At 61.1% G+C, this 22008-nt stretch carries 21 protein-coding genes; 9 read left to right on the top strand and 12 right to left on the bottom strand.

Translation table 11 applies throughout. The features are described 5' to 3' along the window. Window positions 1–497: 497 nt before the first annotated feature. Window positions 498–638 carry a KGG domain-containing protein gene (locus tag IWX87_RS07345; RefSeq protein ID WP_370583802.1) on the bottom strand — a complete coding sequence of 47 codons (141 nt, stop codon included), beginning with the start codon at window positions 636–638 and terminating at the stop codon, window positions 498–500. A 412-nt stretch (window positions 639–1050) separates the two neighbouring features. Here IWX87_RS07345 and IWX87_RS07340 point away from each other — a divergent pair, with 412 nt between their 5' ends. Further along, window positions 1051–1272, top strand: a complete 222-nt coding sequence (locus IWX87_RS07340; protein WP_196862867.1) for a hypothetical protein — start codon at window positions 1051–1053, stop codon at window positions 1270–1272. A 97-nt stretch (window positions 1273–1369) separates the two neighbouring features. Here the strand turns inward: IWX87_RS07340 and IWX87_RS07335 are convergent, their stop codons facing one another. The 3 genes from IWX87_RS07335 to IWX87_RS07325 form a co-directional block, all read right to left on the bottom strand. Next, window positions 1370–2272 (bottom strand): sulfurtransferase, encoded by a 903-nt coding sequence (locus IWX87_RS07335; protein WP_196862866.1) that lies wholly within the window; start codon window positions 2270–2272, stop codon window positions 1370–1372. Between the two features lie 24 nt (window positions 2273–2296). Further along, a complete protein-coding gene (locus tag IWX87_RS07330; RefSeq protein WP_196862865.1) occupies window positions 2297–3199 on the bottom strand; it encodes a DMT family transporter in 903 nt (300 codons plus the stop codon). A gap of 103 nt (window positions 3200–3302) precedes the next feature. Next, a complete protein-coding gene (locus tag IWX87_RS07325) occupies window positions 3303–4421 on the bottom strand; it encodes an aromatic ring-hydroxylating dioxygenase subunit alpha (RefSeq protein ID WP_196862864.1) in 1119 nt (372 codons plus the stop codon). A 278-nt stretch (window positions 4422–4699) separates the two neighbouring features. Here IWX87_RS07325 and xseB point away from each other — a divergent pair, with 278 nt between their 5' ends. From xseB to IWX87_RS07305, 4 genes are all read left to right on the top strand, one after another. After that, a complete protein-coding gene (gene xseB / locus IWX87_RS07320; RefSeq protein WP_196862863.1) occupies window positions 4700–4984 on the top strand; it encodes an exodeoxyribonuclease VII small subunit in 285 nt (94 codons plus the stop codon). A 101-nt stretch (window positions 4985–5085) separates the two neighbouring features. Beyond that, the gene (locus IWX87_RS07315; RefSeq protein WP_196862862.1) at window positions 5086–6057 is read left to right on the top strand and encodes a polyprenyl synthetase family protein; all 972 of its coding nucleotides are present in this window, start codon (window positions 5086–5088) and stop codon (window positions 6055–6057) included. A gap of 37 nt (window positions 6058–6094) precedes the next feature. Further along, window positions 6095–8005: a 1-deoxy-D-xylulose-5-phosphate synthase gene (gene dxs, locus IWX87_RS07310; protein ID WP_196862861.1), complete on the top strand. Its 1911-nt coding sequence runs from the start codon at window positions 6095–6097 to the stop codon at window positions 8003–8005. Between the two features lie 234 nt (window positions 8006–8239). Beyond that, on the top strand, window positions 8240–9322 hold the full coding sequence (locus tag IWX87_RS07305) for a TRAP transporter substrate-binding protein (protein WP_196862860.1): 1083 nt from the start codon (window positions 8240–8242) through the stop codon (window positions 9320–9322). A gap of 102 nt (window positions 9323–9424) precedes the next feature. Here the strand turns inward: IWX87_RS07305 and IWX87_RS07300 are convergent, their stop codons facing one another. From IWX87_RS07300 to senB, 4 genes are all read right to left on the bottom strand, one after another. Beyond that, a complete protein-coding gene (locus IWX87_RS07300; RefSeq protein WP_196862859.1) occupies window positions 9425–11248 on the bottom strand; it encodes a TRAP transporter large permease subunit in 1824 nt (607 codons plus the stop codon). Next, window positions 11249–11851: a TRAP transporter small permease subunit gene (locus IWX87_RS07295; protein WP_196862858.1), complete on the bottom strand. Its 603-nt coding sequence runs from the start codon at window positions 11849–11851 to the stop codon at window positions 11249–11251. Window positions 11852–12236: 385 nt separating this feature from the next. Next, entirely contained in the window at window positions 12237–13310 is a 1074-nt protein-coding gene (gene selD / locus IWX87_RS07290; protein ID WP_196862857.1) for a selenide, water dikinase SelD, read from the bottom strand. Continuing rightward, window positions 13310–14338, bottom strand: a complete 1029-nt coding sequence (gene senB, locus IWX87_RS07285) for a selenoneine biosynthesis selenosugar synthase SenB (RefSeq protein ID WP_196862856.1) — start codon at window positions 14336–14338, stop codon at window positions 13310–13312. Before senB ends, selD begins: the two co-directional genes overlap by 1 nt. A 37-nt stretch (window positions 14339–14375) precedes the next feature. Between senB and senA the strand changes: the two genes are divergently transcribed. Continuing rightward, window positions 14376–15608 (top strand): selenoneine synthase SenA, encoded by a 1233-nt coding sequence (senA, locus tag IWX87_RS07280; protein WP_196862929.1) that lies wholly within the window; start codon window positions 14376–14378, stop codon window positions 15606–15608. Between the two features lie 289 nt (window positions 15609–15897). Here the strand turns inward: senA and IWX87_RS07275 are convergent, their stop codons facing one another. Further along, window positions 15898–17001, bottom strand: a complete 1104-nt coding sequence (locus IWX87_RS07275; RefSeq protein ID WP_196862855.1) for a substrate-binding domain-containing protein — start codon at window positions 16999–17001, stop codon at window positions 15898–15900. A gap of 146 nt (window positions 17002–17147) precedes the next feature. Between IWX87_RS07275 and IWX87_RS07270 the strand changes: the two genes are divergently transcribed. Genes IWX87_RS07270 through IWX87_RS07260 form a run of 3 tightly spaced genes read left to right on the top strand, consistent with a single transcriptional unit; the run spans window position 17148 to window position 19422 of the window. After that, window positions 17148–17912, top strand: coding sequence for an ABC transporter permease (locus tag IWX87_RS07270; RefSeq protein WP_196862854.1), 765 nt, complete (start codon window positions 17148–17150; stop codon window positions 17910–17912). After that, window positions 17909–18598: a phosphate ABC transporter ATP-binding protein gene (locus tag IWX87_RS07265; protein WP_196862853.1), complete on the top strand. Its 690-nt coding sequence runs from the start codon at window positions 17909–17911 to the stop codon at window positions 18596–18598. The genes IWX87_RS07270 and IWX87_RS07265 overlap by 4 nt, the downstream gene beginning before the upstream one ends. Beyond that, window positions 18595–19422 carry a substrate-binding domain-containing protein gene (locus IWX87_RS07260; RefSeq protein WP_196862852.1) on the top strand — a complete coding sequence of 276 codons (828 nt, stop codon included), beginning with the start codon at window positions 18595–18597 and terminating at the stop codon, window positions 19420–19422. Before IWX87_RS07265 ends, IWX87_RS07260 begins: the two co-directional genes overlap by 4 nt. 33 nt (window positions 19423–19455) lie before the next feature. On the opposite strand, the gene modC is transcribed toward IWX87_RS07260, so the two are convergent. From modC to modA, 3 genes are read right to left on the bottom strand one after another with little or no spacing between them, the layout of a single operon-like run. Continuing rightward, the gene (gene modC, locus IWX87_RS07255; RefSeq protein ID WP_196862851.1) at window positions 19456–20535 is read right to left on the bottom strand and encodes a molybdenum ABC transporter ATP-binding protein; all 1080 of its coding nucleotides are present in this window, start codon (window positions 20533–20535) and stop codon (window positions 19456–19458) included. A 5-nt stretch (window positions 20536–20540) separates the two neighbouring features. Continuing rightward, window positions 20541–21224 carry a molybdate ABC transporter permease subunit gene (modB, locus tag IWX87_RS07250; RefSeq protein WP_196862850.1) on the bottom strand — a complete coding sequence of 228 codons (684 nt, stop codon included), beginning with the start codon at window positions 21222–21224 and terminating at the stop codon, window positions 20541–20543. 12 nt (window positions 21225–21236) lie between these two features. Next, a complete protein-coding gene (modA, locus tag IWX87_RS07245) occupies window positions 21237–21983 on the bottom strand; it encodes a molybdate ABC transporter substrate-binding protein (RefSeq protein ID WP_196862928.1) in 747 nt (248 codons plus the stop codon). Window positions 21984–22008 lie beyond the last annotated feature (25 nt).

Raw genomic sequence — 22008 nt, 5'->3', positions numbered from 1 at the left:
GGTTGCCAATCTGTAGGGAGGGCATCGTGAAAACTTACAAGCCAGACAGCGGGCGAGAGTCGAAACCTTCGAGAAGCCAGCCAGAGCGTCCCGATAACGGCACTAAGGGCTGCAAAGAGCAGGGTCCGAATTCAGAGCAGTTGAAAGACAATCCACATAAATCGTTGGGTCTGGCACGTCACGCATGGTTGATCAATTAAAACACTGACGGCCAATGTCTTCCGGTTTTCATGCACAGCCGGATTGGATCAGTTGAAAGCCTGGATTTAAACATTTCAACCAAATCTTGGTTCCGGTTTTTCCCTGAAGATCGTAGAAGGGGTTTCAAGTTGAAAGTAAATTTTTAATACTTCAGCCTGTGGCGACCATTTAAAAAGCGTTGGCTAATTACCGCTATCTGCGCAAGCCGTCTGAATGCAACAGTTGATTATTTTCAGACAAAGTGCAAGCACAAAACAGCGCCTGAATTGCCCTTTGCTGCTGGCCGATACGGCTTTTTAGCGCTGCTTGGTACTTGCCTGGCCCCCTTTGCGACCGGCTATGCGCGCTTCTTCCGAAGTGAACTCATGCGCGTTGCCGCTTTGGTGTGCCGCCCTGCCACCTTCCCTGGCAATTTCACGCTGTCGCTTGGGGTCCATGGCCGCAAAGCCACGTTCGCCTTTTCCACCTGGATTGCCAGTGAATTTACTGTCTTGCTTGCTATTTGCCATTTCAGTATCTCCTTTAAATACACGCTTTGAAATTCGCAATCCATGTCAGCGCCTCATGGACGAAAGTAACCTGCGCTATATTTTTTGAATTATTGTTTTAAATATAATTTTTATCAATTTTGTCGATATTGGATGATTTTTTTGTGTAGGACAGCAGGAATCAAAAAGATCGGTTTTGTCTTGATCCGTGCAGATGTCTGGTCTTATTCCAAGACGCCAAGGCGAAAAATTCCTACATTTCGAGAAGCCGGTGTCTCATGTGTCAATTAAAAGAAGACCCGCTAAATTGACCACTGGCTGACAGTTAGTTAGCCGCCCCTCTTTTTCAAAGGAAACCCCTATGCATCCATCCAAACTGAAAACCGGAACCGCTGCTGCGCTGGCTCTGGTTGCTGCGCTGGCCCTTTCAGGCTGCAACAAGACATCAGACACTTCGACTCCCAGGACACCAGGGACTTCTTCCACCAGCCCGCCCATGGGTTCATCTGGTACCGGATCAGGGTCGATGGGAAATGGCTCCGCCATGCCGCCTGCCAAAGCCGCTAGCGGCTCTGGCGGCTGATACCAAATCAAATATATTTGATTCTCCAATTTTAAAAAAGCCTGATGCGCTCATCACGCATCAGGCTTTTTTGCCATGCAGTGGGTTCTGGCGCGTTTCAACCTTGCGCGACAGCACGCTCCGGATCCTTGCACCAGTCGCTCCAGCTGCCAGCGTACAGCGCCGTTCGTCCCAGTCCCGCAATTTCCATCGCCACCAGGTTGGGCAGGGCGCTGACGCCGCTGCCGCAGTGGTGAACCACGCTGGCCGGATCACGCTGACCCAGCAGGGCCATGAATTCGGCTTTCAATTGATCGGCAGGCTTGAATTTTCCGTCTGGCATCAGGTTCAAGCCAAAAGGGCGGTTGAGCGCCCCCGGAATATGCCCGGCGACCGGGTCAAGCGGCTCGATTTCTCCTTTGAAGCGCGGCGTGGCCCGTGCATCGATCAAGGTCTGGGTTGGACGGCCGAGCTGGCTGACAATGGTTTGCGCATCCACCAACAGGGCGCGTTCCGGTCCGGTCAGAAAGTTGGTCTGGAAGTGGCCAGGCTCTTCGCCGCTGTTGACTGCGCCGCCTGCTGCTTGCCAGGCCTGCAGACCGCCATCAAGCATGGCGACATTTTCATGGCCGGCCCATTTCAGCATCCACCACAAGCGGCCGCAGTAGTTGGCCTGGTTGCAGTCATAGACGACCGCCTGCATTTCATTGCCCATGCCGACGCTGGACAGCCAGGTGGCGAACTTTTCGCGGTTGGGCAGCGGATGGCGTCCTCCCGAGGCCGGCGCATCGGCGCCCGAGGCCGTAATCAACCCATGCGCACCGGGCACGCCGTGACGCGCCGTCAGGGCGGTTTCCAGATCCGCGTAGATGGCGCCGGGAATATGCGATTTCAGGTAGTTTTGCATTCCCGCGTGGGGCTGCATTAAATCAAAACTGCAGTCGAAGATGCGCAGTGGCTGACCGCTTTTCGTCAGGGCTTGCAATTGTTCGGCTGAAATCAGGGTGGTGTAGTTTGTCATGAGGGTTCCTTGGGTAAAGCAGTCTCAATGTTCTTCAGCCGGCGCATTGGGTGCCGCGCGGGCCCGCAGCATCGTGGCAGCCACAGCGCTGACAACGATCAGTGCCATGCCGGCCCAGCCCGTCAGGGGAATAGTGTCACCAAAAAGGACCAGGCTGTAGAGCGCGGCAAACACAATTCCCGAATATTGCAGATTGGCGACCATCAAGGTGCTGCCATGGTTTTTCGACATTGCGTAGGCCTTGGTCATGGCCAGTTGTCCGAGTGATGCCAGGATGCCGATGGGGGGCAGCCACAAAGCCTGCTCCCAGCTCCACGCCGAAGTGCCGGTCAGTGCCATGCCCAGGCCGCCCGCGACCGCGGTGCCAACGCCAAAGTAAAACACCGTGCGTATTTCGGGCTCTCCCATGCGTGAAATCGCCATGACCTGCATGTAGGCAAAGGCGGCACCCAACCCCGACAGCAGCCCAATCAGGCCGGCAAAACTCTGGTTCTGGTCCATCGCGGGGCGCAGCAGCATGACCACGCCGCCAAAGCTGGCCAGAATCGCCAACACCAGCGGACCCTGTTTCGGTCCCTTTTTGCCCGGCTTGCCAAGCATCAGCGCGCCGCCGACCAGAAAAGCGGCAATCCATACGCTGCTCATGTAGTTCAGCGTCATGGCAGTGGCCAGGGGCAAGTGGGCAATCGCATAAAACCAGGCCGACAGCGACATCACGCCGATCACGCTGCGCCAGGCGTGCATGGCCGGGTAGGCCGTGCGCAGGGACGTGCCGTGGACACGCGCATACATTGCCATGAAGACAACGCTCACCACGCCCCGGTAAAACACCAGTTCGGCGCTGGTGAAGTGCGCGGACGCAAACTTGACGCACACGCCCATGGAGGCGATCAGGAAAGCGGACAGGACCATCCAGACGGCTTGCATCGTTTGATTTTCGGATTTTGTGGGTTAAAAATGTCTTTTGCGCATGCCCAGCATGCGTGGGCAGCTATTCAATAAATAGCATCAAGCTGACGGATGCATGCCCTCAAATCATCTGGGTAGTTTTGCTGGCGCCCATTTCACGGCGGTACCACTCGTGAAAGTGCTGCATGCCGTCTTCCATCGGGCTCTGGTAGGGACCGAATTCGTTGTCGCCGCGCAGCATCAGCGCCTTGCGGCCGGCGTCCATGCGCAAGGCCAATTCATCGTCTTCCACGCAGGTTTCCATGTAGGCGGCCTGCTGGGCTTCGATGAACTCGCGCTCGAAGGCGCAGATTTCCTCGGGATAGAAAAATTCCACCACGTTCAGCGTCTTGTCCGGCCCTTGCGGGTGCAACGAGCTGACCACCAGCGTATGCGGGTACCACTCGATCATGATGTGCGGGTAGCACGTCAGCCAGATCGCACCGTACTTGGGCGGCTGGCCATTTCGGTACTGCAGCACCACGTCGTGCCAGAGCTTGTAAACATCGGTGCCAGGCTTGCCGAGTTTGTCGGACACACCCACGGTCTGCATGGAATATGTGGACGCCAGCTCCCAGCGCAGGTCGTCGGTGGTGACGAAGCCGCCCAGCCCGGGATGGAAGGGGCCGACGTGGTAGTCCTCCAGGTAGACCTCGATAAAGGTCTTCCAGTTGTAGTTGCATTCATGCCGATGCACCTTGTCGAGCTGATAACCCGAAAAATCCAGGTCAGCCATATGGCCCAGCGCTGCCATGTCGGTGGCCACATCGCGGCCGGTGTCTTCGAACACCAGGCCGTTCCAGGTCGTTGTCTTGTAGCGGTTCAGGTTCAGGCAGGGGTCAACTTCAAAATGCGGCGCACCAACCAGTTCGCCCGAGGTGTTGTAGGTCCAGCGGTGCAGCGGGCAGACGATGTTGCTGCCGGTGTTGCCCCGTCCCTGCAGCATGATGGACTGGCGATGCCGGCAGACGTTGGAAATCAGCTCGATGCCCGAGGCATTGCGCACCAGCGCGCGGCCATCGCCTTCCTGAGGCAGCGTGTAGTAATCGCCAAGGTTGGGCACAGCGAGTTCATGGCCCAGGTAACGCGGTCCGTGCGCAAACAGTTTTTGCTGTTCGCGCTGGTAAAGCCCGGTATCAAAATAGCTGGAAATGGGAAGCTGGCTGGTGGCTTGCAACAGCCGAAGGCTTTTATCGGTCATCGGGTTTCTCTCAACAGGCGGCCGAAGCCAGGCGAGGCAACGGTATAAAAGCCGGGTGAACAAGCAGGCAGTAAGCAGCCTGCGGACAAAAAATAGGGTGAATTCGCCATGTATATGGCCAGATCCGGCATCAAGAATGGTTATCAAGTGTACCTGCGCAGCCTGCCTTCAAGTGCCCATCTGCAGCCAGCGGGATAATGCCTGACCACCCGGCTTTGCGGGTGCCTACATTCAAAATAACTGCAAACCTTTAAAATCAGCCACAGAACCTTATTCACATGGCCAAAAGCTCCGCTTCCTCTACTGCCTCTTCGCCTGCGCCGGGCTTAACTGCCAGTGCCACGCCCTTGCCAGCGCTGCCTGCCACCTACGAGGCCGCGCTGCAGGAACTCGAAGGGCTGGTTGCACGGCTGGAATCTGGCCAGTTGCCGCTGGACCAGTTGCTCACGGGCTATCAGCGCGGCGCGCAGTTGCTCAAGTTTTGCCGGGACCGGCTCGAAGCAGTTGAAACCCAGATCAAGGTGCTCGAAGGCTCCGAGCTCAAACCCTGGACCCAGGCTTAGACCATTGTTTGGCATTTTCAATGCAACCCGCCCATGCTTGACCTTGCGCGTAGCGCTGCAGGCAAACATGCAGCGGGCTGGCTTGTACTGAATACGTTCCCATGTTTCCTGTTATCAACGGCGTCACCGCCCCAGCGCAAAAGACCACTGAATTGAACGCTCCTGAACATATTCCCCTGTTTGACCTGGACGCCTGGAGCGCTGGGCAACTCGCCGCCATCGAAGGCGCCTTGTCCCGATGGGTGGCCAGCCCGGCCGATGCGCCAGCACCGGCCGGCCTTGGTGACGCCATGCGCTATGCCGTTCTTGACGGCGGCAAGCGGCTGCGTCCGTTGCTGGTCATGGCGGCCTGCAACGCGGTCAATGGCGCTGCGCCGGTGGCTTTGCGTCCGGCCTGCGCGGTCGAGCTGATTCATGCCTACTCGCTGGTGCATGACGACATGCCGTGCATGGACAACGACGTATTGCGCCGCGGCAAGCCCACGGTGCATGTGCAGTTTGGCGAAGCGCAGGCGCTGCTGGCCGGCGATGCCCTGCAGGCGCTGGCGTTCGAGCTGCTGACCCCCGACGATGCGTCAGTCGACGCCGCGACGCAGGCGCGCCTGTGCCGCCTGCTGGCCATGGCGGCCGGTTATCAGGGCATGGCCGGCGGTCAAGCCATTGACCTGGCCAGCATTGGCTTGCCGCTGACCTCTGCACAATTGCACGAAATGCACCGCCTCAAGACCGGCGCATTGCTGCAAGCCAGTGTGATGATGGGCGCTGCCTGCGGCAGCGCCGCCCCGCTGGCGCTCGATGCCTTGCGGGACTACGGTGCCGCTATCGGCCTGGCGTTCCAGGTCGTCGACGACATTCTGGACGTGACGGCCGACGCCGCCACGCTGGGCAAGACAGCCGGCAAGGATGCGGCCCAAAACAAACCCACCTTCGTCTCGCTGATGGGGCTGGAGGCTTCGCAGCGCTATGCACAAGAATTGCTGGCAAAAGCCCTGGCCAGTCTTCAGGCCAGCCAGCTTGAAAATACCCACGCCTTGCGGGCACTGGCCGACATGCTGGTCAACCGGCAGCACTGATCACGGCCTGGCCCGGCCATAAAGGAAACACACCACGATGTACTCATTGCTCGAAACCATCAACAGTCCGGCTGACCTGCGCAGGCTGCCACGCGCGCAGATCAAGACGCTGGCCGACGAATTGCGCGCCTACGTGCTCGACAGCGTTTCCAAAACCGGTGGGCATCTAAGCTCCAACCTGGGCACGGTCGAACTGACGGTGGCCCTGCACTATGTCTTTAACACGCCCGACGACCGCCTGGTCTGGGACGTGGGCCACCAAACCTATCCGCACAAGATCCTGACGGGCCGACGCGAACGCATGGCCAGCTTGCGCCAGTTTGGCGGGCTGTCGGGTTTTCCGCGGCGCGACGAGAGCGAGTACGACACGTTCGGTACCGCGCATTCATCGACCTCGATCTCGGCAGCACTCGGCATGGCGCTGGCTTCGCAGTTCAAGGGCGAAGAGCGCAATGCCGTGGCCATCATCGGCGATGGCTCGATGAGCGCCGGCATGGCGTTTGAAGCGCTGAACAATGCCGGTGTGCATGACGACAGCCGCCTGCTGGTGGTGCTCAACGACAACGACATGAGCATCAGTCCGCCCGTGGGCGCGCTCAACCGCCACCTTGCGCAACTGATGAGCGGACGCTTCTATGCGTCGGCCCGGCAGGTCGGCAAGCAGGTGCTGCGCGTGGCGCCGCCGCTGTTGGAGTTGGCCCGTCGGCTCGAATCCCATGCCAAGGGCATGGTCGTGCCGGCTACGCTGTTCGAGAACTTTGGCTTCAACTACATCGGCCCGATCGACGGCCATGACCTGGAATCACTGATTCCCACGATGGAAAATATCAAGCACCTGCTGGCGACCGGCGCAGGGCCGCAGTTCCTGCATGTCGTGACGAAAAAAGGCCAGGGCTACAAGCTCGCCGAAGCCGATCCGATTGCCTATCACGGCCCCGGCAAGTTCGATCCATCCTTGGGCTTGCAGAAGTCCAGCACGCCCGCCAAGCAAACCTTTACCCAGGTGTTTGGCCGCTGGCTTTGCGACATGGCCGAGCACGACCCGCGCCTGGTCGGCATCACACCGGCCATGCGCGAAGGTTCGGGCATGGTGGAGTTCCACCGCCGCTTTCCCAAGCGATACCACGATGTCGGCATTGCCGAGCAGCATGCGGTGACCTTTGCCGCCGGCATGGCCTGCGAGGGCCTCAAGCCCGTGGTGGCGATTTACTCGACCTTTTTGCAGCGCGGCTACGACCAGCTGATTCACGACGTGGCGCTGCAAAACCTGCCGGTGGTGTTTGCCCTTGACCGCGCCGGGCTGGTGGGTGCCGATGGTGCCACCCATGCCGGTGCCTACGACATTCCATTTTTGCGCTGTATTCCCAACATGGGCATTGCCTGCCCGGCTGACGAAAACGAGTGCCGCAAATTGCTGACCAGCGCATTCGAGCAGAACTCGCCGGTGGCCGTTCGCTATCCGCGTGGCGCTGGCGTGGGTGTCGAGCCCGAGGCGGGTTTGAAGTCGCTTCCGTTTGGCAAGGGCGAGGTGCGCCGGGAAGGCCATCACATTGCCATTCTCGCTTTCGGAACGCTGCTGTACCCGGCGCTGCAGGCGGCTGAAAAGCTTGGCGCAACCGTTGTCAACATGCGCTGGGCCAAGCCGCTGGACACTGAACTGCTGCTGAAAATCGCCGCCAGCCATGAAGCCCTGGTGACAGTGGAAGAGGGTGCCGTCATGGGCGGTGCAGGCAGCGCAGTCGGTGAAGCATTGCAGGCAGCAGGCATTCTCAGGCCACTATTGCAGCTCGGGCTGTCCGACGAGTTCATTGAGCACGGTGACCCGGCTCATCTGCTCGCCTTGCAGGGCCTGGATGCCGCCGGCATTGAGGCCGCCATCCGCCAGCGTTTTGGTGACATCAAGGTTCACGACCCGCTGGCCAAGGTCATACTGAAATCGGTGGCCTGACCAAGCAGGGGCACAGAAGAACTTGTCCACCGCGTTTGGCACCTGCCTGCCGTTTTTGCGCTTTTCTACGGGTAACAACGGGGCGAAAGCGGTACAAAAACTGACAAAATGTCAGACAGGCCGCTACCGGCGGCCATCGTGACTGTCACGGGCATGGCCGCAAGAAATCTTGGGTGCTGACCGACAGGCAAATACGACACAAGCAATCGTTAACTTTTCAAAAAGAGAGCACTCATGGATCGTCGATCACTCATTAAAAACGCTGGCATTGCCGGTGTGCTGGCTGCAGGCATTGCACCCGCCGTGCATGCGCAGACCGCTGTTCGCTGGCGCATGGCGTCCAGCTTTCCCAAATCGCTGGACACCATTTTTGGCAGCGGCGAAATGTTCGCCAAGACGGTGAAAGCCCTGTCAGGCGGCAAGTTTGAAGTGTCGGTGCATGCGGCCGGCGAACTGATGCCGGCCTTTGGCGTCGTCGATGCCGTGCAAAACGGCACCGTCGAGATGGCGCAAACGGCGTCTTACTATTTCTCTGGCAAGGACCCGATTTTTGCTTTTGGCTGCGCCGTGCCTTTCGGCCTGACGGCCCGCCAGATGGATTCCTGGATGGAACACGGCAACGGCCGCAAGCTGATGGATGCGTTCTACGCCCAGTACAACATCAAGAGCCGCAGCGCCGGCAACACCGGCACCCAGATGGGCGGCTGGTACCGCAAGGAAATCAAGACTGTCGCTGACCTGAAGGGCCTGAAGATGCGCCTGGGCGGCGGGTTGTTCGGCGAAGCCATGCAAAAGCTCGGCGTCGTGCCGCAGAACATGCCGGCGGGCGAGGTGTACCAGGCTCTTGAAAAAGGCACGCTTGACGCGGTGGAGTTTGTCGGTCCTTACGACGACGAAAAGCTCGGCTTCAACAAGGTTGCGCCGTTTTATTACTACCCCGGCTGGTGGGAAGGCGGCGCCGAGCTGGAGTTCTTCATCAACACCAAAGCCTATGCAGCGCTGAGCCCCGAATTCCAGGCCATCGTCGATGCGGCCACCGCCGTTGCGGCCCGCGACATGACGGCCAAGTACGATGCCGTCAACCCGATTGCCCTGAAAAAGCTGGTCGGCGCCAAGACCCAGCTCAAGGCCTTCCCCAAAGCCATCATGGATGCCGGCTACAAGGCGTCGATGGAAGTGTTTGCCGAGCACGAGGCCAAGTCGCCCGAGTTCAAGAAGATTCATACCGACATGCGTGCGTTCCAGCGTGACCAGTTACTGTGGGCACGTTTCTCTGAATCGGCTTTCAGCAACTACATGGCGTCGGTCAAGATCTAAACGCTGACCAGTCAGTACCCGTTAAAAAGCCTGGCTGCATCTCTGCGGCCAGGCTTTTTTTGGTTTGGCCAACAGCGCCGGCCACCCGGTTCACCGTGAAAATCACCGGGCCGGCTTGGCGCTTCTCGCAAGCGCCTCCTGCATCGCCTTCATTGGATCGATTGCCTCGGCGGCTGGCGCTTCAGCATCGTTTTCTGCCGGTACTGCCTCGCCGCCAGGCATCTCCGGATCGACAGGAAAAGGCTCAGGTTCCGGCATGCGCAGGATGTCCATGATTTCCGAGTTGCTCAGGCTTTTTTCCTTCACGATGCCGCCGGTCACCAGTGACGGGTAGATCATGATGGAAGCCACCATGATCAGTTGCAGGCAGATGAAGGCGATGGAGCCCTTGTAAATCTCGTTGGTGGTGACGGCCTTGATGTTCTGGCCCGTCACGCGGTCCTTGTAGTCCTTTTTGGCCGCCACGCTGCGCAGGTAAAACAGCGCAAAGCCAAACGGCGGCGTCAGGAACGAGGTTTGCAGGTTCATGGCGATGATGACGCCAAACCAGATCATCGCCGCATCCGGCGTCATGCCCGGAACCAGGCCTGGCAGGATTTTTTCAGCCGCCGGCGCCAGCAGCGGAATCACGATGAAGGCGATTTCAAAGAAGTCGATGAACATGCCCAGGATGAACACCAGGATGTTCACGACGATCAAAAAGCCCCAGCCGCCGCCCGGAATGCTGTCAAACAGATGCTCGACCCAGATATGGCCGTCTGCGGCATTGAACACGAAGCTGAACACCGTCGAGCCGATCAGGATGAACAGCACGAACGACGCCAGCTTGGCCGTGTTGTCAAGCGCTTGCTTGAGCAGCGACCACGACAGGCGCCTTTTGCCAAGTCCCAGAATCAACGCGCCCAGCGCGCCCATGGCGCCGCCTTCGGTGGGTGTGGCCACGCCCAGAAAAATCGTGCCCAGCACCAGAAAGATCAGGATCAGTGGCGGCATCAGCACAAATGTCACCTGCTCGGCCAGACGCGACAGCAGGCCCAGGCGGCTGACCTTGTTGATGATGGCCAGCGCCAAGCCGGTCAGCGACGCCAGCGTCATCGACAGGATGACGATTTCATCCCCCGGTGCAGGCATGCTGCGCTCCAGCCAGACCGTCAGCAACTGGTTGTGCACCTGCGCCCAGCCAAAGCCGACTGCCGTGCAGATCAACGCCAGCACCAGCAAGGAACGGTGGCCCGAACTGCCCGTGGGCTCGCGGTAAATGCGCGCCTCCTGCGGCAGCGCCGGCACCAGGGCCGGTTTGAAGAGGGCCACCACGACGATGAACAGGATGTAAAGGCCAACCAGCAGCAGGCCGGGCACCAGCGCGCCCGAATACATGTCGCCCACTGATCGGCCGAGCTGGTCAGCCAGCACGATCAGCACCAGGGAAGGCGGAACCGCCTGCGCCAGCGTGCCCGACGCGGTGATGGCGCCTGTGGCAATCACCCGGCTGTAGCCATAGCGCAGCATGATGGGCAGCGAGATCAGGCCCATCGAGATCACCGCTGCGGCTACCACGCCGGTGGTGGCCGCCAGCAGCGCGCCCACCAGGATCACCGCGATGGCCAGTCCGCCGCGCAGCGGGCCAAACACCTGGCCGACGGTTTCCAGCAGGTCCTCGGCCATGCCGGAACGCTCCAGGATGATGCCCATGAAGGTGAAAAACGGAATCGCCAGCAGTGTGTCGTTCTGCATGATGCCGAAGATGCGCAGCGGCAGTGCCTGGAACAGTGCGGCCGGAAAAATTCCGGACTCAATGCCGATAAAGCCAAACCCCAGGCCGGCGGCAGCCAGTGCAAAAGCCACCGGAAAACCGGTCAGCAGCAGGAGCAAAAGCCCCCCGAACATGAGCGGCACAAACTGTTGTGCCAAAAAGGTGGTCTGCATTCAGGATTTCCCGGCCAGTTTGCGGGCGGCAACGGCCTCCAGCTCTTCAATGTGTTTTTGTTCGTCGGACTTGACGTCCTCGCCCGATATGACGTCCGGCCCCTGGCCTGTCAGAAACGCCACGCGCTTGATCAGCTCGGACAGGCCTTGCAGCATGAGCAGGGCAAAGCCCAGCGGCACCAGGCCGTACACCGGCCAGCGGATCAGGCCGCCGGCATTGTGCGACATTTCACCTGATTCCAGCGCCTGCATGAACAGCGGCCAGCTCAGCGAGATGATGATGACGCAAAACGGGAACAGCACCGCCAGGATGCCAACAACGTCGATCCAGTTGCGTGTCCGGTCACTGAAGCGCGAGGAAAGAAAATCGATGCGCACATGTGAATTTTTCAGCAAACCGTAGCCAGCGCCTAGCAGAAACACCCCGGCAAACAGGTACCACTGGATTTCAAGCAGCGCGTTTGAACTGGAGTCGAAGATTTTTCGAACGATGGCATTGCCTGCGCTGATCAGCGTGGTCGCCAGGATCAGCCACATGGTGACTTTCCCGACCAGGGTGTTCAGGCCATCCACGGCCTGTGAGAGTTTAAGTAATGCGCGCAATTTTTTGTCTCCGGATTAAAGAACGACGTCACATCAAGCGATCAGGCCAGGCTGGATGAGTCTGGTCGATACAGTTTTGTGTAACGGGAAGGATTCTAAAGAACTGTTTTGCCACTGATGAACAGTGTTGTCCCTTGAAGCCTTTTTTTTATTGCGCGGGCCCGCTGAATTCGAAGCGATAGCGATCTGACCGGCAACCGCTTTATGCAAAAAGCAAAATTCCCTGTGGTGAGCTTGCTATTTAATTAATAGCTGTAAACGATTTTGCAGCATGCGAAAAATGCCTTTTTTATATAAATTTGGCCAGCAGGTCAGAGTGGTTCTGGGTTGGTGGCGTGGCGCTGGCCTTCCTGCGCGCCAGTCACCGGGTTTGCTGCGCTGAAAATCAGACGACTTCGACGCCGCTGCCCTCGACCATCGTGCCTATCTGGCGCGCGCCTTCAAAGCCGTGGCGTTGAAAGCACGCCAGCACTGCATCGGCTGCCTCGGGCGCGCAGGCCACCAGCAGGCCGCCGCTGGTTTGCGGGTCGCTCAGCAGGGCTTTGCGGGCCACGCTGATATCGGCCGGCAGTGAAACTTCTGCGCTGTAGCCTTCCCAGTTGCGGCCTGAAGCGCCGGTGACCATGCCTTGCTCCGCGAGTTCGAGCACGCCGGGCAGCAGCGGAACCTGGTCGAGCTGAATCTGCATTTTGAGCGCGGCGCCGCGCGCCAGTTCAAGCCCATGGCCGAGCAAACCAAAGCCGGTCACGTCGGTCAAGGCATGCACCGCATCCATCTTTGACAACTCAATGCCCGGCTTGTTCAGCTGGGTGGTGACGGCAATCATCTGTGCGTAGCCTTCGGCGCTCAGCGCTTCTTTTTTCAGCGCGGCCGACAAGATGCCGACGCCCAGCGGCTTGCCCAGAATCAGCACGTCGCCCAGCTTGGCACCGGAGTTTTTCTTGACCTGCGAAGGATGGATCAGCCCCATCACCACCAAACCGTAAATCGGCTCGACCGAGTCAATCGTATGGCCGCCCGCGATCGGAATGCCGGCATCGCGGCACACGTCCTGGCCACCGCGCAAGATGGCGCCTATGGTTTCCAGGGGCAGCACGTTGATCGGCATGCCAACGATGCCCAGCGCCATGATGGGCGTGCCGCCCATGGCGTACACGTCGCTGATGGCGTTGGTCGCGGCAATGCGGCCGAATTCATAGGGGTCGTCAACGATCGGCATGAAGAAGTCGGTGGTGGCAATCAGGGCCTGCTCGTCGTTGAGCTTGTAAACCGCGGCATCGTCGGCGGTTTCAATGCCTACCAGCAGCTCGGGTGGCAAGTTCAGCCCCGGCATATTGCTGGAATTTTTCAGGATTTCACTGAGCACGCCAGGCGCAATCTTGCAGCCGCAGCCGCCGCCGTGCGACAGGCTGGTCAGGCGGGGGACAGCGGGAATTTTCAGGGTGTCGGATGTCGTCATCAGGATGCTTTCAAAGGCGAAAAAGACAGGGTAGGCCGGTCGCGCAGGCTGTCAGGGGCACCCAGCGCAGAAGCCAGCAAGTTTATGACAAGGCGCTTTTCTTGCTGTGGCGAAAACAAGACTGCCCGTGCGCTGCACTGGCTTTGCAGCAGCGCCAGAAAATCCGGCTCCGCCGCGCAGCGCCGCACCAGCGCCGCCAGCTGCGCATCATGGCCGGGTGAAAAGTAACCGGCATAGGTTTCGCCGAGCATTCCGATGTTGCCGCTGATGCGCGTCGCCAGCACCGGCGTGCCCGACTGCACGGCTTCCAGAATGACCTGCGCGCCGCCCTCCATCAGCGAGCAGTTCACCAGGACGTGCGCGCGCTTGATGCGCTGGCGGGTGGCCGCGCGGCTCAAGCCGCCAAACCAGCGGTAGCGCGCGGTGTGTTGTTCCGTGGCGCGGGCAGCGACTGCAAAAGTCGGCGCCAGCGCCATGCCGATCTGTTCAAAATGAACACCGGCGGCAAAGTCACAGGCCGCAGCCCGCATGAAGGTCAGCGGGTCTTTTTCGTCACGCAGATGGCCGACCATGAGCACGCCAAAACGGCGGGTGGACTTGTCGGCAGGCTTCAACGCCGGGGCTGACTGGTAAATCACCTGTGTCTTGCTCCGCCACACTTCCGGCAATGCCGCCAGTCCGGCGTCCTGCAGCACCACCAGATGCGTCGCCAGCGCCAGCGACTGCTGCGCTTGAGCATCATTGTGGATGTCGCGGTACAGGTCGGTGCCGGTCAGCACCACAACCAGCGGTTTGTCGGGCCAGGCCTTGGCCCAGGCCCGGATCGAAGCTGCCGAACGCAGGGCGTGCAGCGCCACCAGCGCTTGTGGTGTGCGCTGCAGCAACGGCGATGGCCAGTGCGGCAACAGCGCAATGTCACAATGATTCGACAAGAAATTTGCCCAGCGGTAAGCTGTGTGCCAGTTGCCGTTATTTGATTCGGCCATCGCCGGGCTTACCAGGACCACTGTTTTGGCTTTAGATTCCATACCCAATACATCACCCAATTTGATCGATTCACCTCTCATGCGCAAGGCGGACCGGGAACTCCTGTCGCTCGCGCTGATGGACGCGCGCAATCATACGCTGCACCTTTTCGGGCAGTACCAGAACGCGTTGGAGAAAACCGGATTTGCCGTGCCCCTGCTTGCCACGCTGAATCCGCCGCTGTGGGAACTGGGCCATGTGGCCTGGTTTCAGGAGCGCTGGATTGGCCGCAACCTGCAGCGGGCGCGGGGCACGCGTTGCGACCCGGCACAGGCCCGCCAGGCGTCCATCGAGCCCAACGCAGACCGCTGGTGGGATTCGGACCAGGTGCCGCATGATTCGCGCTGGACACTGGATGTCCCGGACATGGCCAATTGCCGGGCGTATCTGTTGAACACGCTGGAAAGCACACTGGAGTTGCTTGAAAAAGCCGACAGCGACGATGACGCCTTGTACTTTTACCGCCTGTGCCTGTTTCATGAAGACATGCACGGCGAAGCGCTGACCATCATGGCGCAGACCATTGGCTTGCCGCTGGACAAGCCCTTGCAGTCGGCCTTTACGCCACCACCGATGGCGCTGCGCGAGCCAATGCTGATTCCTGCCACGACCTGGCAGATGGGCACTGCCTCAGGCGCCGGCGCCGGTTCAGGGTTCGCGTTTGACAACGAAAAGCAGGGCCACACCGTCAACGTGCCCGAGTTTGAAATTGACGCCCAGGCTGTGACCTGGGCGCAGTACGTCGAGTTTGTGGCCGATGGCGGTTACGACCGGCAGGAATTGTGGCACCCGGACGGCTGGCAATGGCTGCAGGCGCAAGCGGCGAGCGAGGGCCGCCGGGGGCCGCGTTACGTCGAGCAGATCGGCATCGGCAGCGGTGCGGTCATCCAGACGCGGTTTGGCCAGCCCATGCGCATGCAGGGCACCCAGCCCGCCATGCACATGACCTGGTGGGAAGCCGACGCCTGGTGCCGCTGGGCCGGCCGCCGGCTGCCCGCCGAGGTGGAATGGGAAGTGGCGGCCCACACCGCGTCGCGCCGGGGTTTTCGCTGGGGCGGGGTGTGGGAGTGGATGGGCACGACGTTCCGGCCTTATCCGGGTTTTGCGCCAGATCCGTACCAAACCTATTCTGAGCCCTGGTTCGGCACGCACAAGGTGTTGCGCGGCGGCTCGTTTGCGACCCGTGCGCGCATGAAATATCCGAAATACCGTAATTTCTATATGCCTGGGCGGGACGATATGTTTTGTGGGTTCAGGTCTTGCGCGCTATGAAATAAATAACTGCTTACCCAATCTGGTATTGCGCCGGAAGCTTATTTGGTTTGATATCTGTTTTGTCATTGCGGACTTGATCCGCAATCCATGACCCGGCTGGGTGAAAGGCATGGTTCCCGGGTCGGGTCCGAAATAGTATGGATTTCCTGTGTTGCGCCGTCATCTGAATCGTCAAACAGACGCGCATTTCGTGGGAAAACATGGCTGCTCCTGCTTGGCGGCTTGAAAAGTTGCTATCACGCAGCCATGCTGTGTCGTCACACTTTGCGCAGCAACCCACCCATCCTCAAGCCGCTTTCGCTTTGCGGTAGCTCCACCAAGGCAACAGCGCGCGCAGGGACAGCACCTTGCCGCTCCCGGCCTGCGCGCCGCTGTAGCCGGGCAGCTGGTTCAGCGTGGTTTGCCATTCGTCGCTTTGCAGTTCCTTGATCAGCGCCTGCACTTGCGGCGTGGGCAGTTCGGAGTTCAGGCAGACCAGGTGGTAGCGCTCTTGCACCAGGGGCACAAACCCCAGGCCTTTTTCCCGGGCGGCGGCTTCGATGCCCAGGCCGGCGTCGGCCGCGCCGCTGGCAATGGCTTGCGCCACGGCGGTGTGCGACGGTTCCTGGCTGTCGTAGCCTTCAATAGCGGACGGCGCCAGGCCGGCTTCGGCCAGCAGGTCGTCAAGCAGTACACGCGTTCCCGTACCTTCGGACCGGTTGACATAGCGCATGCCGGGCAGCGCCAGATCGGCCAGCCCCTCAATTTGCAGCGGATTATGTCTGGCCACCATCAGGCCTTGCTTGCGGTGTGCAAAGCCGATCAGCTTGTGCAGGCCGGGCTTGAGCAAACTGCGGTAGGTGCGCGCCGACGCCGAATGGCGCGCCGGCTGGTCGCGGACGTGAAACCCGGCCATCATGCAGCGCCCGTCGTTCAGCGCTGCCATGGCATCGACGCTGCCCATGAAGCGAATGTCCAGGTGCAGGCCGTGTGCGCTGGTCTGGTCGCGCAACGCCGACAGCGCCGCGTCGTGGCTGGCAAACAGGGTCAGCACATGGGCGTTGTCGTCAAAAGCGGTTGAAAAAGCGCGTTCGATGTCGCCACGCAGGGCTTCGATCTGCGGTGCCAGCCGGGCCTGCGCCTGGCGTTCGGCCCAGAGCAGCTTTTCGCCGAATTCCGTCAGGCGCGCGCGCTGGCCCTTGTCCCAGACGATCAGGCTGCGGCCCAGCGTCTGCTCCCATTCCTTGAGCGCGCCCCAGACATGGCGGTAAGAAAAGTCGAGCGCCTTGGCGGCTTTTGAGATCGAGCCCTGCTCGCTGACGGCATGCAGGATGTCCATCATCGGGTTGCGGATCAGCGCGTCTTTGCCGCGCTGGGGGCTCAGGAGGTAAGAGAGTTCGACTTTGTGCATGGGGTGTGCACGGATTATCGATGCGGGCCATGGCGCTGCACGGTTTGTCGCCGTCCGTTTTTCCTATGCAAACAGCTTCCTAACGACAAATACCTAAGGGCCGGGAAAGTAGGAAAGCTGCGCTACAGTCTCGCCACCCCTGACCCATGAACACCTTTTCCGACAGCGTCGTTACCGCTTTTTCGCTCATCACCTCACTGGATCCGCTGTTTGCCGGCATCGTTGGCTTGTCGTTGTCTGTCAGCGCGCTGGCCTGCCTGATTGCCTGCAGCGTCGGGCTGCTGCTGGGCGCCTGGCTGGGTGTGGCGCGCTTTCGCGGTCGGGCTGTCGTGCTGGCGCTGCTCAATACCGCGCTGGCCCTGCCTTCGGTGGTGGTCGGGCTGGTGGTGTATTTGCTGCTGTCACGCACCGGGCCGCTGGGTTTTCTGGGCTGGCTGTTTTCCTTCAAGGCGATGGTGCTGGCGCAAACCGTGCTGGTGCTGCCGATGGTGACGGCGCTGGTACGCCAGACGATCGACGACGCCGACCGCAGCCACGGCGAGCAGTTCCAGTCGATGGGCGCGGGGCGCTTTGTGCGCAGCCTGATTTTGCTGTGGGACGAGCGCTATGCCTTGCTCACGGTGCTGATGGCTGCGTTTGGCCGGGCCATATCCGAGGTCGGCGCAGTGATGGTGGTGGGTGGCAATATTGAAGGCTTCACGCGGGTCATGACGACGTCGATTGCGCTGGAAACCAGCAAGGGCGACTTGCCGCTGGCGCTGGCGCTGGGCATCGTGCTGCTGGGCGTGGTGCTGCTGCTCAATGTCCTGATTGCCGTGGTTCGGGGTTGGCGCGAGCGGCTCGACGACCCTTTGCCCACCGCTGAAAAACTGCTGCTGGCGCAGACAGTGGCACCCAGCGCTGCGCCATGACACCGATCTTCAGCCTGGACGCTGTCAGTGTGAATTTTGGCCCTGTGCAGGCCTTGCGCCACTGCACGCTGCACATCAACGCTGGCGAACGGCTGGCGCTGGTGGGCTCCAACGGCAGTGGAAAAAGCACCTTGCTGCGAACGCTGCATGGGCTGATCACGCCAGCGGCGGGCAGTTTTCAGCAGGATCTGCGGGTGCGCCAGGCCATGCTGTTCCAGCGCCCTTATATGCTGCGCGCCAGCGTGCTGCACAACGTGGCCCTGGGTTTGTGGCTCAACGGGGTGTCCTGGAAAAGCGCCAAGGCGCAGGCGCTGCAGGCGCTGGAGCGCGTCGGGCTGGCCGATTTGACGAACCGTTCAGCCAAAGCCCTGTCGGGCGGTCAGCAACAGCGCGTGGCCTTGGCGCGGGCCTGGGCCCTGAAGCCGCAGGTCTTGCTGCTCGATGAACCCACGTCCAGCCTGGACCCGGCGGCCAAGCGCGAGGTCGAGCGGCTGATGGCCGAATTTGCCGACGATGGCATGACGCTGATTTTCAGCAGCCACAACCTGGGCCAGGTCAAGCGCCTGGCCAGCCGCGTGATGTATCTGGAGCAGGGCCGCTTGATTGCCGATTTGCCGAACGCTGCTTTTTTCGGGGGGCCTTTGCCGCCGGCTGCTGCCCATTTTTTAAAAGGAGAACTCGGATGAATGGTTTCAACAGGTTTTTCAAGCCTTTCAGGCTTCTTGCGCTCGTCCCGCTTTCCCTGGCAGCTACTGTTTCGATAGCGCAGACGCCCAGCATCGTGATGGCGTCCACGACCTCGACCGAGCAGTCGGGGCTGTTCACCTATTTGCTGCCGGAATTCAAGAAAGCCACCGGCATCGACGTGAAAGTGGTGGCGGTCGGCACCGGCCAGGCCATCGACATGGGCCGCCGGGGCGATGCCGATGTGCTGTTCGTCCACGACCAGGCGGCCGAAGAAAAAGTGGTGGCCGAAGGCTTTGCCCTCAAGCGCTACCCGGTCATGTACAACGACTTCGTGCTGATTGGCCCGGCCGCTGATCCGGCGAAGGTCAAGGGCAAGGACATCAGCGAAGCGCTGAAAAAGCTCAGCACTGCCAATGCCGGTTTCATTTCGCGCGGTGACAAGAGCGGTACCCATGCGGCCGAATTGCGCTATTGGAAAACGGCGGGTGTCGAGCCGACCGCCTTTGCCGGCTACAAGGCCTGCGGTTGCGGCATGGGGCCGGCGCTGAACATGGCTTCCAGCCTGGGCGCTTATGTGCTGGCCGACCGGGGCACCTGGCTGAACTTCAAGAACCGAGCCGATCTGGCGGTGCTGGTCGAGGGCGACAAGCGACTGTTCAACCAGTACGGCGTGATGGTCGTCAACCCGGCCAAGCATCCGCAGGTCAAGGGCGCGCAAGCGCAGAAGTTTGTGGACTGGGTGATTTCCCCCGCCGGGCAGGGCGTGATTGCCAGCTACAAAATTGGGGGCCAGCAGCTGTTCTTTCCGAACGCAGAGAGGTGATGCGCCGCTGGCTGCTGCCTGTCGGGTGTCGGGCTAACCGACCAGCGCAGCAGACTTCACCTGCGCCCAGACCGGCTTGCCGGGCTCCAGGCCCAGCGCATCGGCGGCCCGCGCGGTAATGCGCGCCAGCAGCACCGATTCGCCGCACGTCAGCTGCACCAGTGCCTGCGAAGGATGGGTGTCCGGCACGATGGCCTTGACCTCGCACTGCAGCAGGTTCTGAATGCTGGTGGCGCTTGGCGCTTGCGTGGACAGGCTCACGTCGCGTGCCAGTACGCGCACCCGCACCCGGGTGCCCGTCGCCAGGCCGCTGTCGCGCAGCCAAAGGCTGCCGCCGGCAAACGCCATGCGCATCAGGTGCCAGCGCGCATCGCGTTCCACCACCGCGCCTTCGAGCAGCGCGCCGGCGTCTTCGCCCAGCACCACCGGCAGATCAATGCGCGCCAAGACGTCGGTGACGGCGCCGGCGGACACGACGCGTCCCTGGTCCAGCACCACCAGCGTGTCGGCCAGCCGCGCCACTTCGTCGGCCGAATGCGTGACATAAAGCATCGGAATGTGCAACTCGTCGCGCAGCCGCTCCAGCCAGGGCAGGATGTCCTGGCGACGCGCATGGTCCAGCGCGGCCAGTGGTTCATCGAGCAGCAGCACCCGGGGCTGGGTTGCCAGGGCGCGGGCAATCGCCACGCGCTGCCGTTCACCGCCCGAGAGCTGGTGGGTACGGCGCGCCAGCAGGCCGCCAATGCCCAGCAGCTTGATGGCCGCTTCCAGCGCCAGCGCGCTTTCGCCTGACTTGACGCGGCGCAGGCCGTAACTCAGGTTGCCCTGAACATCGAGATGGTCAAACAGGCTGGCTTCCTGGAAGACATAGCCGAGTGGGCGTTGCCAGGTGGGCAGAAAAATGCGGCGGCTGTCGTCCTGCCAGGTCTGGCCGGCAATCTCGATCAGTGCGCCATCGGCCCGCTCCAGGCCGGCCACACAGCGCAGCAGCGTGGTCTTGCCCGAGCCCGACGGGCCAAACAGCACGGCGATGCCGCGCGGCGGCAGCAACAGGTCGGCCTCCAGCGTGAAGGCGGGCCGCTGCAGCGACAGGCGAATGCGGTTGTTGTCCATGCCGGTCACGCCAGCACGCGCGCATTGCGCCGGTTCAGCAAGGCCAGGCCCAGCAGCACAGTGAATGAAAACAGCACCATGCCACCGGCCAGCCAATGCGCCTGCGCATACTCCATGGCTTCGACATGCCCGTAAATCTGGGTGGACACCACCCGCGTCTGGCCGGGAATGTTGCCGCCAATCATCAACACCACACCGAACTCGCCGACCGTATGGGCGAAGCTCAAAATGGCGGCAGTGATGAAGCCTGGCTTGGCCAGCGGCAGCGCAACGCTGAAAAAAGCATCCAGTGGCCGCGCACGCAGTGTGGCGGCGACCTCCATCGGGCGGCTGCCAATGGCTTCAAAAGCGTGCTGCAGCGGCTGCACCGCGAAAGGCAGCGAATAAATCACCGAGCCGATCAACAGCCCGCCAAAGCTGAAGGGCAGCAAGCCCAGTCCCAGGGCCTGCGTGAACTGTCCGCCCCATCCGTTCGGCCCCAGCGACACCAGCAGGTAAAAACCCAGCACCGTGGGCGGCAACACCAGCGGCAGTGCCACAACGGCCCCCACGGGCGCCCGCCAGCGCGATGGGGTACGCGCCAGCCACCAGGCCAGCGGTGTCGCCAGCAGCAAGAGCAATACGGTGGTCAGGCTCGCCAGCTTGAGCGTGAGCCAGACGGCGGCCAGGTCTTCTGCGCTGAACGGCATGGAACGTGCTGCTCAGAACTCGTAGCCGTGGGAAAGGATGATGGCGCGGGCTTTTTCACCGCGCAAATAGCCGGTCAGCGCCAGCGCTGCAGGGTTGTCCTTGCCAGGGTTCAGCAGCACGGCGTCCTGCAGAATCGGCGCATGCAGCCTGGCCGGAACCACCCAGGCAGAGCCTTTGGCAATGCGGCCATCGGCCATGACCTGGGACAGGGCCACAAAGCCCACGGGCGCATTGCCGGTGGCGACGAACTGGTAGGCCTGGGCAATGCTTTCGCCCTGCACAAAACGCGGCTGCAGGCGCTGCAGCAAGCCCAGCCGCGTCATCGACTCGATGGCGGCAGCGCCGTAAGGGGCGAGCTTGGGATCGGCCAGCGCGACTTTGCCGTCGGTGCTGGTGCGCAGCACGTCGCCTTTGTCGTCAACCACGCCCGGCTGCGCACTCCACAGCACCAGCCGGCCCGTGGCATAGGTAAAACGTGTGCCTGCCACGGCAAAGCCTTCTTTTTCGAGCAGGGCGGGGGTTTCCTTGTCGGCGGCCAGCAGTACCTGAAATGGCGCACCGTTCCTGATTTGCGCATAGAACTTTCCGGTGGCGCCAAAGGCCAAAACCGCCTTGTGGCCAGTGTCTTGCGCAAAGGCTTCGGCAATTTTTTGCATCGGCGCGGTGAAGTTGGCGGCGACGGCCACCGAGACCTCTGCCGCATGGGAAACGCCCAGCGTCAGAGCGGCAATGGCGATCCAACGGCAGAAAAACTTCATCATGGCGGGCTCGCTATTCAAAAAT

Source organism: Polaromonas sp. CG_9.7 (genome assembly GCF_015752205.1).
Taxonomy (GTDB): Bacteria; Pseudomonadota; Gammaproteobacteria; order Burkholderiales; family Burkholderiaceae_C; genus Polaromonas.
Note: the sequence above shows the minus strand (reverse complement) of the source record. Positions and strands in the feature narration are given on the sequence as shown.